The 15,428-nt window shown below is 61.7% G+C and carries 19 protein-coding genes; all 19 read left to right on the top strand.

Annotated features, from left to right (window positions below):
• The first annotated feature begins 10 nt into the window (after positions 1-10).
• Positions 11-4,207 (top strand): DNA-directed RNA polymerase subunit beta', encoded by a 4,197-nt coding sequence (rpoC, locus tag B5D38_RS10230; protein WP_078708333.1) that lies wholly within the window; start codon positions 11-13, stop codon positions 4,205-4,207.
• Positions 4,208-4,589: 382 nt separating this feature from the next.
• Positions 4,590-4,961: a 30S ribosomal protein S12 gene (rpsL, locus tag B5D38_RS10225; protein WP_078708332.1), complete on the top strand. Its 372-nt coding sequence runs from the start codon at positions 4,590-4,592 to the stop codon at positions 4,959-4,961.
• 36 nt (positions 4,962-4,997) lie between these two features.
• Entirely contained in the window at positions 4,998-5,468 is a 471-nt protein-coding gene (gene rpsG, locus B5D38_RS10220; RefSeq protein WP_078708331.1) for a 30S ribosomal protein S7, read from the top strand.
• Positions 5,469-5,499: 31 nt separating this feature from the next.
• Positions 5,500-7,590, top strand: coding sequence for an elongation factor G (gene fusA, locus B5D38_RS10215; RefSeq protein ID WP_078708330.1), 2,091 nt, complete (start codon positions 5,500-5,502; stop codon positions 7,588-7,590).
• A gap of 72 nt (positions 7,591-7,662) precedes the next feature.
• Complete coding sequence (gene tuf / locus B5D38_RS10210; RefSeq protein ID WP_078708329.1) at positions 7,663-8,838, top strand: elongation factor Tu; 1,176 nt, start codon at positions 7,663-7,665, stop codon at positions 8,836-8,838.
• A gap of 163 nt (positions 8,839-9,001) precedes the next feature.
• Complete coding sequence (gene rpsJ, locus B5D38_RS10205) at positions 9,002-9,310, top strand: 30S ribosomal protein S10 (RefSeq protein ID WP_007066362.1); 309 nt, start codon at positions 9,002-9,004, stop codon at positions 9,308-9,310.
• Between the two features lie 25 nt (positions 9,311-9,335).
• Positions 9,336-10,049, top strand: coding sequence for a 50S ribosomal protein L3 (gene rplC, locus B5D38_RS10200; protein ID WP_078708328.1), 714 nt, complete (start codon positions 9,336-9,338; stop codon positions 10,047-10,049).
• A complete protein-coding gene (gene rplD / locus B5D38_RS10195; protein WP_078708327.1) occupies positions 10,049-10,669 on the top strand; it encodes a 50S ribosomal protein L4 in 621 nt (206 codons plus the stop codon). Before rplC ends, rplD begins: the two co-directional genes overlap by 1 nt.
• Positions 10,666-10,959, top strand: coding sequence for a 50S ribosomal protein L23 (locus B5D38_RS10190; protein ID WP_078708326.1), 294 nt, complete (start codon positions 10,666-10,668; stop codon positions 10,957-10,959). Before rplD ends, B5D38_RS10190 begins: the two co-directional genes overlap by 4 nt.
• 19 nt (positions 10,960-10,978) lie before the next feature.
• Positions 10,979-11,815 carry a 50S ribosomal protein L2 gene (rplB, locus tag B5D38_RS10185; RefSeq protein ID WP_078708325.1) on the top strand — a complete coding sequence of 279 codons (837 nt, stop codon included), beginning with the start codon at positions 10,979-10,981 and terminating at the stop codon, positions 11,813-11,815.
• Positions 11,816-11,830: 15 nt separating this feature from the next.
• Positions 11,831-12,109 (top strand): 30S ribosomal protein S19, encoded by a 279-nt coding sequence (gene rpsS, locus B5D38_RS10180; protein ID WP_078708324.1) that lies wholly within the window; start codon positions 11,831-11,833, stop codon positions 12,107-12,109.
• A gap of 2 nt (positions 12,110-12,111) precedes the next feature.
• The gene (gene rplV / locus B5D38_RS10175) at positions 12,112-12,498 is read left to right on the top strand and encodes a 50S ribosomal protein L22 (protein ID WP_078708323.1); all 387 of its coding nucleotides are present in this window, start codon (positions 12,112-12,114) and stop codon (positions 12,496-12,498) included.
• A gap of 1 nt (position 12,499) precedes the next feature.
• On the top strand, positions 12,500-13,204 hold the full coding sequence (rpsC, locus tag B5D38_RS10170; RefSeq protein ID WP_078708322.1) for a 30S ribosomal protein S3: 705 nt from the start codon (positions 12,500-12,502) through the stop codon (positions 13,202-13,204).
• Between the two features lie 22 nt (positions 13,205-13,226).
• Positions 13,227-13,640 carry a 50S ribosomal protein L16 gene (gene rplP / locus B5D38_RS10165; RefSeq protein WP_078708321.1) on the top strand — a complete coding sequence of 138 codons (414 nt, stop codon included), beginning with the start codon at positions 13,227-13,229 and terminating at the stop codon, positions 13,638-13,640.
• 10 nt (positions 13,641-13,650) lie between these two features.
• Positions 13,651-13,851 carry a 50S ribosomal protein L29 gene (rpmC, locus tag B5D38_RS10160; RefSeq protein ID WP_078708320.1) on the top strand — a complete coding sequence of 67 codons (201 nt, stop codon included), beginning with the start codon at positions 13,651-13,653 and terminating at the stop codon, positions 13,849-13,851.
• An 11-nt stretch (positions 13,852-13,862) separates the two neighbouring features.
• Complete coding sequence (gene rpsQ / locus B5D38_RS10155; RefSeq protein WP_078708319.1) at positions 13,863-14,108, top strand: 30S ribosomal protein S17; 246 nt, start codon at positions 13,863-13,865, stop codon at positions 14,106-14,108.
• Positions 14,109-14,167: 59 nt separating this feature from the next.
• Positions 14,168-14,536 carry a 50S ribosomal protein L14 gene (rplN, locus tag B5D38_RS10150; RefSeq protein WP_078708318.1) on the top strand — a complete coding sequence of 123 codons (369 nt, stop codon included), beginning with the start codon at positions 14,168-14,170 and terminating at the stop codon, positions 14,534-14,536.
• 12 nt (positions 14,537-14,548) lie between these two features.
• Complete coding sequence (rplX, locus tag B5D38_RS10145) at positions 14,549-14,863, top strand: 50S ribosomal protein L24 (RefSeq protein WP_078708317.1); 315 nt, start codon at positions 14,549-14,551, stop codon at positions 14,861-14,863.
• Positions 14,856-15,425: a 50S ribosomal protein L5 gene (rplE, locus tag B5D38_RS10140; RefSeq protein ID WP_078708316.1), complete on the top strand. Its 570-nt coding sequence runs from the start codon at positions 14,856-14,858 to the stop codon at positions 15,423-15,425. The genes rplX and rplE overlap by 8 nt, the downstream gene beginning before the upstream one ends.
• Positions 15,426-15,428: the final 3 nt, after the last annotated feature.

Here is a 15,428-nt window from a genome sequence, read left to right as displayed (position 1 = left end):
AGAAAGCCCGATGAACCAAGAGGTTATGAATCTCTTCAACCCTCAGGTCCAGGCTCAGACATTCGATTCGATCCGGATCTCGCTCGCGAGCCCGGAGAAGATCCTTTCCTGGTCGTTCGGCGAGATCAAGAAGCCCGAAACCATCAACTACCGGACCTTCAAGCCGGAGCGCGACGGCCTGTTCTGCGCCCGCATCTTCGGTCCGATCAAGGATTACGAGTGCTTGTGCGGCAAGTACAAGCGCATGAAGTACAAGGGCATCATCTGCGAGAAGTGCGGCGTCGAGGTCACGCTGTCGCGTGTGCGGCGCGAGCGCATGGGCCATATCGAGCTCGCCGCGCCGGTCGCCCACATCTGGTTCCTGAAGTCGCTGCCGAGCCGCATCGGTACGCTTCTCGACATGACGCTCAAGGATATCGAGCGCGTTCTCTATTTCGAGAACTACATCGTCACGGAGCCCGGCCTCACCTCGCTGAAGGAGCATCAGCTCCTGTCGGAAGAGGAGTACATGATCGCCGTCGACGAGTTCGGTGAAGATAGCTTTACCGCTCTCATCGGCGCGGAGGCGATTCAGGAGCTTCTGGCCGCGATGGATCTCGAAAAGATCGCGGGCGACCTTCGTTCCGAGCTTGCCGAGACCACCTCGGATCTCAAGCAGAAGAAGCTGATGAAGCGCCTGAAGATCGTGGAGAACTTCCTCGAGTCGGGCAACCGTCCGGAGTGGATGATCATGAGCGTGGTTCCGGTCATCCCGCCGGATCTTCGTCCGCTCGTGCCTCTCGATGGCGGCCGCTTCGCGACGTCGGACCTCAACGATCTCTATCGCCGCGTGATCAACCGTAACAACCGCCTCAAGCGGCTGATCGAGTTGCGCGCGCCGGGCATCATCATCCGCAACGAGAAGCGCATGCTTCAGGAGGCGGTGGATGCGCTGTTCGACAACGGCCGCCGCGGGCGCGTCATCACGGGGGCGAACAAGCGCCCGCTGAAGTCGCTCTCCGACATGCTGAAGGGCAAGCAGGGCCGCTTCCGCCAGAACCTGCTCGGCAAGCGCGTCGACTATTCCGGCCGTTCGGTCATCGTGACCGGTCCGGAGCTGAAGCTGCATCAGTGCGGTCTGCCGAAGAAGATGGCGCTGGAGCTGTTCAAGCCGTTCATCTACGCGCGGCTCGACGCCAAGGGCTATTCGTCCACGGTGAAGCAGGCCAAGAAGCTGGTCGAGAAGGAGCGTCCGGAAGTCTGGGATATCCTCGAAGAGGTGATCCGCGAGCATCCGGTGATGCTGAACCGCGCGCCTACTTTGCACCGGCTGGGCATCCAGGCGTTCGAACCGACCCTGATCGAGGGCAAGGCGATCCAGCTGCATCCGCTGGTCTGCACGGCCTTCAACGCGGACTTCGACGGCGACCAGATGGCGGTCCACGTGCCGCTTTCCATCGAGGCGCAGCTCGAAGCGCGCGTCCTCATGATGTCGACCAACAACATCCTGCACCCGGCGAACGGCCAGCCGATCATCGTGCCGTCGCAGGACATGGTGCTCGGGCTCTACTACCTCTCGATCATGAACGAGAACGAGCCGGGGCAGGGGATGGCGTTCTCCGACATCGGCGAGCTGGAAGCGGCGATCTTCTCGAAGTCGATCACGCTCCACACGAAGATCCGTGGGCGCTTCAGGACGGTCGATGCCGAGGGCAACACCGTGTCGAAGATCTATGAGACGACGCCGGGGCGTCTGCTCATCGGTCAGCTTCTGCCGAAGAACCACAACATTCCGTTCGACATCTGCAACCAGCTGATGACCAAGAAGGCCATCTCGCGGATGATCGACACGGTCTATCGTCACTGCGGTCAGAAGGACACCGTGATCTTCTGCGACCGGATCATGCAGCTCGGCTTCCGCCATGCCTGTACGGCCGGTATCTCGTTCGGCAAGGACGACATGCTCGTGCCCGAGACGAAGCCGAAACTCATCGGTGAGACTCAGGCGCTGGCGAAGGAATACGAGCAGCAGTACAGCGACGGTCTGATCACGTCTGGCGAGAAGTACAACAAGGTGGTCGATGCCTGGGCCAAGTGCACCGACAAGATCGCCGAAGAGATGATGAGCCGCATCAAGGCGGTCGAGTTCGACGATAATGGCCGTCAAAAGCCGATGAACTCGATCTACATGATGTCGCACTCCGGTGCGCGTGGCTCGCCCACGCAGATGCGCCAGCTCGGCGCCATGCGCGGCCTGATGACCAAGCCGTCGGGCGAGATCATCGAGACGCCGATCATCTCGAACTTCAAGGAAGGCCTGACCGTGCTCGAGTACTTCAACTCGACCCACGGTGCCCGTAAGGGCTTGGCCGACACCGCCTTGAAGACCGCGAACTCCGGCTACTTGACCCGTCGTCTCGTGGACGTGGCTCAGGACTGCATCATCACGCAGGTTGATTGCGGCACCGAGCGCGGCCTCACCATGCAGCCGATCGTCGACGCCGGTCAGGTGGTCGCGACCATCGGCCAGCGTGTGCTTGGCCGCACGGCGATGGAGGACATCGTTCATCCGGTCTCCGGCGAGGTTATCGTCGAAGCCGGTCGGCTGATCGAGGAGCGTGACGTCGAACAGATCGAAAAGGCCAACATCCAGTCGGTCAAGATCCGTTCGCCGCTCACCTGCGAGGTCCGCACCGGTGTCTGCGCCGCCTGTTATGGGCGCGATCTCGCCCGTGGTACGCCCGTCAATATGGGCGAGGCCGTCGGCGTCATCGCGGCGCAGTCGATCGGCGAGCCGGGCACCCAGCTCACCATGCGTACCTTCCACATGGGCGGTACGGCGCAGGTGGTGGACTCCTCGTTCCTGGAGGCGTCGTACGAAGGCACGGTCCAGATCCGCAACCGCAACGTGGTGCGCGATTCGGACGGACGCCTCGTGGCGATGGGCCGCAACATGGCGGTGCTGATCCTCGATCAGGCCGGCAAGGAGCGTGCCTCGCACCGCATCAGCTACGGTAGCCGCATCTATGTGGATGACGGCGACACGGTGCGGCGCGGCCAGCGTATCGCGGAGTGGGACCCCTACACCCGTCCGGTCTTGACCGAGGTGGAGGGCACTGCCGAGTTCGAGGACATGGTGGAAGGCGTGTCGGTGTCCGAGCAGACCGACGAGTCGACCGGTATCACCAAGCGCGCCATTATCGACTGGCGTGCCAGCCCGCGCGGGCAGGACCTCAAGCCGGCGATCATCATCCGCAAGGATGATGGTTCCATCGCCAAGCTGGCCCGTGGTTCGGATGCGCGCTACCTGCTCTCGGTGGGGACGATTCTCTCCATCGAGCCTGGATCGCGCGTCAAGGCCGGCGACGTTCTGTCGCGTATCCCGATGGAAAGCGCCAAGACCAAGGACATCACCGGTGGTCTGCCGCGCGTCGCCGAGCTCTTCGAAGCACGGCGTCCCAAGGACAATGCCGTCATCTCGGAGATCGACGGAACGGTCCGCTTCGGGCGCGACTACAAGAACAAGCGCCGTATCGTCATCGAGCCGCACGAGGAGGGCGTTGAGCCTGTCGAGTACCTGATCCCGAAGGGCAAGCCGTTCCATCTTCAGGAAGGCGACGTCATCGAGAAGGGCGACTATATTCTCGACGGCAATCCGGCGCCGCACGACATTCTGGCCATTCGTGGCGTGGAGGCGCTTGCCGCCTACCTCGTCAACGAAATCCAGGAGGTCTACCGGCTCCAGGGCGTGCTGATCAACGATAAGCACATCGAGACGATCGTTCGCCAGATGCTCCAGAAGATCGAAATCACCGAGTCGGGCGATTCCGGTTACATCCCGGGCGACCATGTCGATCGGATCGAGCTCGCTGAGATCAACGAGCGTCTGGAGGAAGAGGGCAAGAAGACGGCGTCGGGGCAACCCGTTCTGCTGGGCATCACCAAGGCCTCTCTGCAGACGCCGTCCTTCATCTCGGCCGCGTCCTTCCAAGAGACCACGCGCGTGCTCACCGAGGCGGCTGTTGCCGGCAAGGTCGACTCGCTCCAGGGCCTCAAGGAGAACGTCATCGTCGGGCGTCTGATTCCCGCCGGTACGGGCGGAATGATGACGCAGATTCGGCGGATCGCCACCTCGCGCGACGAACTCATTCTCGAGGATCGGCGCAAGGACGAGATGCCCGTGGCCGTGGATCGGGCACTTACGCAGCTGCCGAACCCTGCCGAATAGGGCATTCTCGTTGTCCCGTGACAATAGAATAAGAAAGGCCGCCTCCGGGCGGCCTTTCCGTTAACAAATATGGCAGCTGGCTTGAATCCCGACGGCTCAAGGGTTGACGAGTTGAGCTGCAATAGCTAAGTAGCGGCCCAACAGAGCCGATGTGGAGCCGACTCGCTCCTGGACGCCTCGTCTGGGACACCCGCTCCAAACACGGTTCGATATTACGAGACGTACCATTGTCGGCCGCATGACCTCGAAAGAGGTCCTCTGCATTGAACCCGGGCCATCCGCGCAAAAGGCGGAGTGAAGGCCCGGTTTCGTGTATGTGTTTGGCGGCCAGCGCGATGAAGTCTGTTTCGGACCGTGGTGGACAAGAAGAGGTAAGGCCCTAATGCCGACCATCAACCAGTTGATCCGGAAACCGCGTGTGCGCCCCTCCGAGCGCAACACCGTTCCGGCCCTTGAGGCCAACCCGCAGAAGCGTGGCGTCTGCACTCGTGTCTATACGACGACGCCGAAGAAGCCGAACTCGGCTCTTCGTAAGGTGGCCAAGGTTCGTCTGGTCAACGGATTCGAGGTGATTGGATACATTCCTGGCGAGGGTCACAATCTTCAGGAGCACTCGGTCGTCATGATCCGCGGTGGTCGCGTGAAGGATCTTCCCGGTGTGCGCTATCACATCATCCGCGGTGTTCTCGATACCCAGGGTGTCAAGGACCGCAAGCAGCGCCGTTCGAAGTATGGCGCGAAGCGTCCGAAGTAACCTGTAGCTCGACCGCACTTTCAGGAAGAGAATTCCATGTCCCGTCGTCATAAAGCCGATAAGCGCGAGATCAATCCGGACCCGAAGTTCGGTGATCTTGTCGTGACCAAGTTCATGAACGCCATCATGTATGACGGCAAGAAGTCGGTCGCCGAGCGCATCGTTTATGGGGCTTTCGAGTCCGTTCAGGAAAAGGCTCGCCAGGATGCGATCGCCGTCTTCCATCAGGCGCTCGATAACATTGCGCCTCATGTTGAAGTTCGGTCGCGCCGCGTTGGTGGTGCCACCTATCAGGTTCCTGTCGATGTTCGTCCGGAGCGTCGCCAGGCTCTCGCAATCCGTTGGCTGATTTCCTCGGCGCGTAACCGCAATGAGACGACCATGGTTGATCGCCTGTCCGGCGAGCTTCTCGATGCCGCAAACAATCGCGGCACTGCAGTGAAGAAGCGTGAGGATACCCACCGGATGGCGGAAGCCAACCGCGCCTTCTCGCACTATCGCTGGTAATCAGAAGCTTTATTTCGAAAGGCGAAGCCCTATGGCCCGCGAGTATAAGATCGAAGACTACCGCAATTTCGGCATCATGGCGCACATTGATGCCGGAAAGACCACGACCACGGAGCGGATCCTCTACTATACCGGCCGCAGCCATAAGATGGGCGAAGTCCATGATGGCGCCGCCACCATGGATTGGATGGAGCAGGAGCAGGAGCGCGGCATCACGATCACGTCGGCCGCGACCACCACGTTCTGGCAGGGTCGTGACGGCAAGAAGCGCCGCTTCAACATCATTGACACGCCCGGACACGTCGACTTCACGATTGAGGTCGAGCGTTCGCTTCGTGTGCTCGACGGTGCGATTGCGCTGCTCGATGCCAATGCCGGCGTGGAGCCGCAGACTGAGACCGTGTGGCGGCAGGCCGACAAGTATCACGTGCCGCGGATGATCTTCGTCAACAAGATGGACAAGATCGGCGCCGATTTCTTCCGCTGCGTCGAGATGATCAAGACCCGTCTTGGTGCGCGCCCGATCGTCGTCCAGTTGCCGATCGGTGCGGAGAGCGAGCTCAAGGGCGTCGTCGACCTGATCGAGATGAAGGCGCTGATTTGGCACGACGAGACGCTCGGTGCCAAATGGGACGTCCTCGACATTCCGGCCGACCTTCAGGCTCAGGCGGAAGAGTATCGCGAGGCAATGATCGAGGCTGCCGTCGAGATCGACGAAGGCGCGATGGAGCGGTACCTCGAGGGCGAAATGCCTTCGAATGATGAGCTGCGCAAGCTGATCCGGAAGGGCACCTGCGACGTTTGGTTTACGCCGGTTCTCTGTGGTTCCGCTTTCAAGAACAAGGGCGTGCAGCCGCTTCTTGATGCCGTGGTTGATTTCCTCCCGAGCCCGATCGAGGTGCCGGCCATCAAGGGTATCGACCCGAAGACCGAAGCGGAGACCGTGCGTCATTCGTCCGACGACGAGCCGCTCTCGATGCTCGCCTTCAAGATCATGAACGATCCGTTCGTCGGTTCGCTCACGTTCTGCCGTATTTACTCGGGCGTCCTGTCGAAGGGCTCCTCGCTGATGAACACGGTGAAGGAAAAGCGCGAGCGTATCGGTCGCATGCTGCAGATGCACTCGAACAACCGGACCGATATTGAGGAGGCTTTCGCTGGCGACATCGTTGCGCTCGCCGGCCTCAAGGAAACGACCACAGGCGATACGCTGTGCGATCCGCTGAAGCCGGTCATTCTTGAGCGCATGGAGTTTCCTGAGCCGGTCATCGAGATCGCCATCGAGCCGAAGACCAAGGGCGACCAGGAGAAGATGGGCCTTGCGCTCAATCGCCTTGCCGCTGAGGATCCCTCGTTCCGCGTCAAGACCGACGAGGAGTCCGGGCAGACGATCATCGCCGGCATGGGCGAGCTTCACCTCGACATTCTCGTCGATCGCATGAAGCGCGAGTTCAAGGTCGAGGCGAATGTCGGCGCGCCGCAGGTGGCCTATCGCGAGACGATCGGTCGTCAGGCTGAGATCGACTACACGCACAAGAAGCAGACCGGCGGCACGGGGCAGTTCGCCCGCGTCAAGCTGGTGGTCTACCCGGCCGAGCCGGGTGCTGGGTTCGCATTTGAGTCGAAGATCGTCGGCGGTTCGGTTCCGAAGGAATACGTGCCGGGCGTCCAGAAGGGTATCCAGTCGGTGATGACCTCGGGTCCGCTGGCGGGCTTCCCGATGGTGGACATCAAGGTTGAGCTCATCGACGGTGCCTACCACGACGTCGACTCGTCAGTGCTGGCCTTCGAAATCGCCTCGCGCGCTGGCTTCCGCGAAGCCATCCAGAAGGCGGCTCCGAAGCTGCTCGAGCCGATCATGAAGGTCGAGGTGGTGACGCCGGAAGACTATGTCGGTGACGTGATCGGCGATCTGAACTCACGGCGTGGCCAGATTCAGGGGACCGAGCCTCGTGGCATTGCCACGGTGGTCAACGCCATGGTGCCGCTCGCCAACATGTTCGGGTACGTGAACACCCTTCGCTCGATGAGCCAGGGACGTGCGCAGTACACCATGCAGTTTGATCACTACGATCAGGTCCCGAGCCAGGTCGCGGAAGAGATCCAGAAGAAATACGCTTAACGCGCGTCATCGCGCGGACGTGACAGAAACATATCGGGTTGAAGAGCCCGGCCCAGATCATGGAGTGCCACGATGGCCAAGAGCAAATTCGAGCGTACGAAGCCGCACGTCAACATTGGGACGATTGGGCATGTTGACCATGGCAAGACGTCTCTGACGGCAGCGATCACGAAGTTCTTTGGAGAGTTCCGGGCGTACGATCAGATTGACGCGGCGCCGGAAGAGAAGGCGCGCGGGATCACGATCAACACGGCGCACGTTGAGTATGAGACGGCGAACCGTCACTATGCTCACGTCGACTGCCCGGGGCACGCGGACTACGTGAAGAACATGATCACGGGCGCGGCGCAGATGGACGGCGCGATCCTGGTCGTTTCGGCGGCGGACGGCCCGATGCCGCAGACGCGCGAGCACATTCTTCTGGCGCGCCAGGTGGGCGTTCCGGCGATCGTGGTGTACCTGAACAAGTGCGACCAGGTCGACGATCCGGAGCTTCTGGAGCTGGTTGAGCTTGAGGTTCGCGAGCTTCTTTCGAGCTACGAGTTCCCGGGCGACGACATTCCGATCATCAAGGGCTCGGCCCTTGTGGCGCTGGAAGACGGCGACAAGGCGATGGGCGAGGATTCGGTCCGCGCGCTGATGGAAGCCGTTGACTCGTACATCCCGACGCCGTCGCGTCCGGTCGACCAGCCGTTCCTGATGCCGATCGAGGACGTGTTCTCGATCTCGGGCCGTGGCACGGTGGTGACGGGTCGCGTCGAGCGCGGCGTGATCAAGGTCGGCGAGACGGTCGAGATCGTCGGCATCCGCACGACGTCGACGACGACGGTGACGGGCGTTGAGATGTTCCGCAAGCTGCTGGACCAGGGTCAGGCGGGCGACAACATCGGCGCGCTGCTTCGCGGCGTTGACCGCGAGGGCGTCGAGCGCGGCCAGGTTCTCTGCAAGCCGGGTTCGGTGACGCCGCACACGAAGTTCAAGGCGGAAGCGTACATTCTGACGAAGGAGGAGGGCGGTCGCCACACGCCGTTCTTCACGAACTACCGTCCGCAGTTCTACTTCCGCACGACGGACGTGACGGGCGTGGTGACGCTGCCGGAAGGCACCGAGATGGTGATGCCGGGCGACAACGTGACGATGGACGTCGTGTTGATCGTTCCGATCGCGATGGAAGAGAAGCTGCGCTTCGCTATCCGTGAAGGCGGCCGCACCGTCGGCGCCGGCATCGTCTCGCAGATCATCGAGTAAGGGGATCGGGTGCGTCGCGCTTGTTGGCGCGGCGCACCGGTCTCGGCCCGAAAGGGCCTGCCCCGGCGAATGTGGGCGATCCGATTAGTGTTGGCTGAAGAATGACAAGCGCTCGGAAGGCGCTCCGCGTGACGGTCGGACTTCCGACGAGAGGACGAATGCAATGAACGGCCAGAATATCCGCATCCGCCTGAAGGCGTTCGACCATCGGGTTCTCGACGCCTCGACGCGTGAGATCGTTTCGACGGCGAAGCGCACGGGTGCGAATGTGCGCGGACCCATTCCGCTGCCGACCCGCATCGAGAAGTTCACGGTGAACCGTTCGCCGCATATCGACAAGAAGTCGCGCGAGCAGTTTGAGATGCGCACGCATAAGCGCCTTCTCGACATCGTCGACCCGACGCCGCAGACAGTCGACGCACTGATGAAGCTCGACCTCGCCGCCGGCGTTGACGTCGAGATCAAGCTCTGATGCGAGCACGGGAAGGATAGCCCCCATGCGTTCAGGTGTGATTGCACAAAAGGTCGGCATGACCCGCGTCTATAATGAAGCGGGCGAACATGTGCCGGTGACCGTGCTCAAGGTCGAAAATTGCCAGGTCGTGGCACAGCGCACTCAGGAGAAGAATGGCTACACCGCCGTTCAGCTCGGCGCCGGCCTCGCCAAGGTGAAGAACACGACGAAGTCGCTTCGTGGAGTTTTCGCTCAGGCGAGCGTTGAACCCAAGCGCAAGCTTGCGGAGTTCCGCGTGTCTGACGACAACATGATCGACGTGGGCGCGGAAATCACCGCCGACCACTTCGTTGTTGGTCAGAAGGTCGACGTGACTGGCACGTCGATTGGCAAGGGCTTCGCCGGCGCGATGAAGCGCCACAACTTCGGTGGTCTTCGCGCCACCCACGGCGTGTCGGTGTCGCACCGGTCGCACGGTTCGACGGGTAACCGTCAGGACCCGGGCCGCGTGTTCAAGAACAAGAAGATGGCCGGTCACATGGGCCAGACCCGCGTGACGGCGCAGAACCTCGAAGTGGTCCGGACGGACGCGGACAAGGGCCTGATCATGGTCCGCGGCGCGGTGCCCGGCTCGAAGGGCGGTTGGATCCTCGTCCGTGACGCGGTGAAGGTGGCGCTTCCGGAGGGTGCTCCGAAGCCGGCGGCTCTGCGTGCTGCGAACGGTTCGGCGGCTGGCGCTTCCGAAGGGGCGGAATAATGGATATCACAATCAAGACGCTCGACGGTGGCGAAGCTGGCACCGTCACCCTCGCGGAGGAAATCTTCGGGCTTGAGCCGCGCGAGGACATTCTCCAGCGTGTCGTGCGCTGGCAGCTCGCCCGTCGGCAGCAGGGTACGCACAAGTCCAAGGGGCGTGCGGAAATCGCGCGGACCGGTGCCAAGCTTTATCGGCAGAAGGGCACGGGCCGGGCCCGTCACGGCTCGGCGCGCGCGCCGCAGTTCCGCGGTGGTGGCAAGGCTCATGGTCCTGTCGTCCGCAGCCACGCGCATGACCTGCCGAAGAAGCTCCGGGCGCTTGGTCTGAAGCATGCTCTTTCGGCGAAGGTTCGCTCCGACAGCCTGATCATCATCGATGATCTGAAGGCTTCCGAGGCGAAGACGAAGGCTCTCGCCGACAAGTTCGGCGCCATGGGTCTCCAGAACGCGCTGTTCATCGGTGGCGCGGAGGTCGAGGAGAACTTCAGCCGGGCCGCGCGGAACATCGCACACATCGACGTGCTGCCGATTCAAGGCATCAACGTCTACGACATTCTCCGCCGCCAGACGCTGGTTTTGTCCAAGGCCGCGGTTGAAGCCCTGGAGGAGCGGTTCAAATGAGCGACCTTCGCCATTATGACGTCATCACCAGCCCGGTGATCACCGAGAAGTCGACGATGGTCTCGGAGTTCAACCAGGTGATCTTCAACGTCCCGCGGACAGCGACGAAGCCTGAGATCAAGGCGGCGATCGAGGCTCTGTTCGGCGTGAAGGTCAAGGCGGTGAACACCTTGGTCCGTAAGGGCAAGGTTAAGCGCTTCCGTGGCCGCAGCGGGCGGCAGAGCGACCAGAAGAAGGCAATCGTGACGCTGGTCGAGGGCCAGTCGATCGACGTGTCGACCGGATTGTGAGCCGGGTAGGAATTTCGCCATGGCATTGAAGAACTTCAAACCGACCACGCCGAGCCAGCGCCAGCTGGTGATCGTCGACCGTTCGGCGCTGTGGAAGGGTAAGCCCGTCAAGCAGTTGACGGAAGGCTTGTCCTCCAAGGGTGGCCGTAACAACCACGGACGCATCACGGTGCGGTTCCAGGGCGGCGGCCACAAGCGGACGTATCGTTTCATCGACTTCAAGCGTCGCAAGTTTGGTGTCGCCGGAACCGTTGAGCGGCTGGAGTACGATCCGAACCGGACCGCGTTCATCGCGCTGATCAAGTACGAGGATGGCGAGCTTGCCTATATCCTCGCGCCGCAGCGTCTTGAGCCGGGTGACCAGGTGATCTCGGGGCTTTCGGGCGTCGATGTGAAGCCGGGCAACGCGATGCCGCTGTCGGCGATCCCTGTCGGCACCATCATCCACAATGTGGAGATGAAGCCGGAGAAGGGCGGGCAGATCGCGCGATCGGCGGGCTCCTATGCTCAGCTGGTCGGCCGCGAGCAGGGCATGGCAATGCTGCGCCTGAACTCGGGTGAGCAGCGTTTGGTGCCTGGTTCTTGCCTTGCGACGATTGGAGCGGTTTCCAATCCGGATCACGGCAACATCAACATCGGCAAGGCCGGTCGTTCGCGTTGGTTGGGTCGTCGTCCGCACGTTCGCGGCGTCGCGATGAACCCGGTCGATCACCCGCACGGTGGTGGCGAAGGCCGTACCTCGGGCGGCCGTAACCCGGTTACGCCGTGGGGTCAGCCGACAAAGGGCAAGCGGACGCGCCACAACAAGGCGACCGACAAGTACATTCAGCGCTCGCGCCATCAGCGCAAGAAGTAAGATAGGGATTTCTCCATGGCACGTTCCGTCTGGAAGGGTCCGTTCGTCGATGGCTATCTTCTCAAGAAGGCCGAGAAGGTGCGCGAGAGCGGGCGCAATGAAGTGATCAAGATGTGGAGCCGTCGCTCCACCATTCTGCCTCAGTTCGTCGGTCTTACCTTCGGCGTCTACAACGGCAACAAGCACATTCCGGTGTCGGTCAACGAGGACATGGTCGGGCACAAGTTCGGCGAGTTCTCTCCCACCCGCACCTATTACGGCCACGGCGCCGACAAGAAGGCGAAGAGGAAGTAACAATGGGCAAGGCCAAGGCCGAACGCCGGCTGAAGGACAACGAGGCGAAGGCAGTTGCCCGCACGATCCGCGTCAGCCCGCAGAAGCTTAATCTCGTGGCGCAGCTGATCCGCGGCAAGAGGGTGGACAGGGCTCTCGCTGAGCTCACCTTCTCGCGCAAGCGCATTGCGGAAACTGTGAAGAAGACGCTGGAAAGCGCCATCGCCAACGCCGAGAACAATCATGATCTCGACGTCGACGCGCTGGTCGTGGCCGAAGCCTATGTCGGCAAGTCGATCACGATGAAGCGCTTCCATACACGGGGTCGCGGACGCGCCAGCCGGGTTGAGAAGCCGTTCTCGCACCTGACCATCGTGGTTCGGGAAGCCGCCGAAGAGGAGGCCGCATAACATGGGCCAGAAAGTCAATCCGACCGGTCTTCGGCTCGGCATCAACCGTACCTGGGATTCGCGTTGGTTCGCGAACACCGGCGATTACGGCAATCTGCTTCACGAGGATCTGAAGATCCGCGAGTTTCTCATGGAGGAGCTCAAGCAGGCTGCTGTCTCCAAGATCGTCATCGAGCGTCCGCACAAGAAGTGCCGAATCACGATTCACTCGGCCCGTCCGGGCATCGTGATCGGCAAGAAGGGCGCGGATATCGAGAAGCTTCGCAAGAAGCTCGGGGCGATGACAGACGCCGAGACGCACATCAACATCGTCGAGGTGCGCAAGCCTGAGACGGATGCTGCGCTCGTTGCGCAGTCGATCGCGCAGCAGCTCGAGCGCCGCGTGGCATTCCGTCGCGCCATGAAGCGTGCCGTTCAGTCGGCGATGCGTCTCGGCGCCGAGGGCATCCGAATCAACTGCTCGGGTCGCCTGGGCGGAGCGGAAATCGCCCGCATGGAATGGTACCGCGAGGGCCGGGTCCCTCTGCACACGCTGCGCGCGGATGTGGATTACGGAACGGCCGAGGCGCACACGGCTTACGGCGTTTGCGGCGTCAAGGTCTGGATCTTCAAGGGCGAGATCCTTGAGCATGATCCGATGGCTTCTGAGCGTCGGGCGGTCGAGGGCGAAAGCCAGGGTTCGCAGCGCCGCCGCGAGCACGCCTGAGCGAAGTTCGGAGCACTAAGAGATGTTGCAGCCAAAGCGCACGAAATATCGCAAGGCCTTCAAGGGCCGCATCCACGGCACTGCCAAGGGTGGGGCGACGCTGAGCTTCGGTCAGTTCGGCCTAAAGGCAATGGAGCCCGAGCGCGTTACGGCGCGCCAGATCGAGGCAGCTCGACGGGCGATCACGCGTCAGATGAAGCGTCAGGGTCGGGTGTGGATTCGCATCTTCCCCGACCTTCCGGTGACGTCGAAGCCGACCGAGGTTCGCATGGGTAAAGGCAAGGGCGCAGTTGACTTCTGGGCCGCTCGCGTTCATCCGGGGCGTATCATGTTTGAGCTTGACGGCGTATCTGAGGAAATCGCGCGTGAGGCCCTCCGTCTCGGCGCGGCCAAACTGCCGATCAGAACGCGCTTTATTCAGCGCATCGCGGAATAGGGGATCGGGGATGAATGCGTCGGAAATTCTGACCAAGACCCAAGACGAGCTCACCGATGAGCTCGCCAAGCTGAAGAAGGAGCAGTTCAACCTGCGCTTCCAGCGGGCCACGGGTCAGCTCGAAAACACCGCCCGCGTGCGCCAGGTGCGCCGCGACATCGCGCGGATCAAGACGATCGCCCGCCAGAAGGCGGCCGAGGCGAAGGCCTGAGGGAAAGTTAGATGCCCAAACGCGTTTTGCAGGGGACCGTCGTCTCCGACAAGAACGACAAGACGGTCGTCGTGCTCGTCGAGCGGCGCTTCACGCACCCCTTGTTCAAGAAGACCGTGCGTCGGTCCAAGAAGTACAAGGCGCACGACGAGCTGAACGAGTGCAAGGTCGGCGATACGGTCTTCATTCAGGAGACTCGTCCGATCTCGAAGGATAAGAGCTGGGTCGTCCTCAAGGACGAAGCGGCGGCGAACTGAACAGGAAGCCGGGAAGGGCGCCCGCCTTTCCCGATGAGATATTTTGAAGGCGGCCTGACATGATTCAGATGCAAACAAACCTCGACGTCGCGGATAACTCCGGCGCCCGTCGTGTCATGTGCATCAAGGTGCTGGGCGGCTCCAAGCGGAAGTATGCCTCGGTCGGCGATATCATCGTCGTCTCGGTCAAGGAGGCTATTCCGCGGGGTCGCGTCAAGAAGGGCGATGTGATGAAGGCCGTGGTCGTCAGGACCGCGAAGGACATCCGGCGGCCCGACGGTTCCGTCATCCGGTTTGACCGGAATGCGGCGGTTCTCGTCGATAACAAGAAAGAGCCGGTCGGCACCCGCATTTTCGGGCCGGTGCCGCGCGAACTTCGCGCCAAGAACCACATGAAGATCATCTCTCTGGCGCCCGAAGTGCTCTAGAAGGACCGCACGATGAACAAGATCAAAAAAGGCGACACCGTCGTCGTGCTGGCCGGCAAAGACAAGGGCCGCAGCGGCGAAGTTATTCAGGTCAAGCCGAAGGAAGATCGCGCTGTGGTGCGCGGCATCAATATGGTGCGCCGCCACCAGAAGCAGACGGCGAGTCAGGAAGCCGGGATCGTCGCCAAGGAGGCGTCTATCCACCTTTCGAACCTCGCGCTGGCCGATCCCCAGGACGGCAAGGCGACGCGGGTTGGGGTGAAGGTTCTCGATGACGGCCGCAAGGTGCGCATCGCCAAGCGCTCGGGAGCACAGATCGATGGCTGAGGCAGCAAACTCAGCGGCTTATACGCCGCGTTTGAAGCGCTACTACAGCGAGACCATTCGCCAGGAGCTGAACCAGAAGTTCGGTTACCCCAACGAGATGCAGATTCCTCGCATCGAGAAGGTTGTGATCAACATGGGCGTCGGCGAGGCGACCGGCGACTCGAAGAAGCCGTCGGTGGCCGCCGAAGATCTCGCTCAAATCACTGGCCAGAAGGCGGTGGTGACGCGTGCCCGGAAGTCGATCGCCGGCTTCAAGCTGCGTGAACATATGCCGATTGGCGCGAAGGTGACGCTGCGGCGTGAGCGCATGTACGAGTTCCTGGACCGTCTGGTTCAGATCGCACTGCCGCGCGTTCGTGACTTCCGCGGGCTTAATCCCAAGAGCTTCGACGGCCATGGCAACTTCGCTATGGGTCTGAAGGAGCACATCGTGTTCCCCGAGATCAATTACGACAAGGTCGATCAGATCTGGGGCATGGACATTATCGTCTGTACGACGGCGAAGACCGACGAGGAAGCTCGGGCGCTTTTGACGGCGTTCAACTTCCCGTTCCGCCAGTAACGG

This window comes from Consotaella salsifontis (genome assembly GCF_900167365.1).
GTDB classification, from domain to species: Bacteria; Pseudomonadota; Alphaproteobacteria; order Rhizobiales; family Rhizobiaceae; genus Consotaella; species Consotaella salsifontis.
This window is presented reverse-complemented; position numbering and strand designations above follow the sequence as displayed.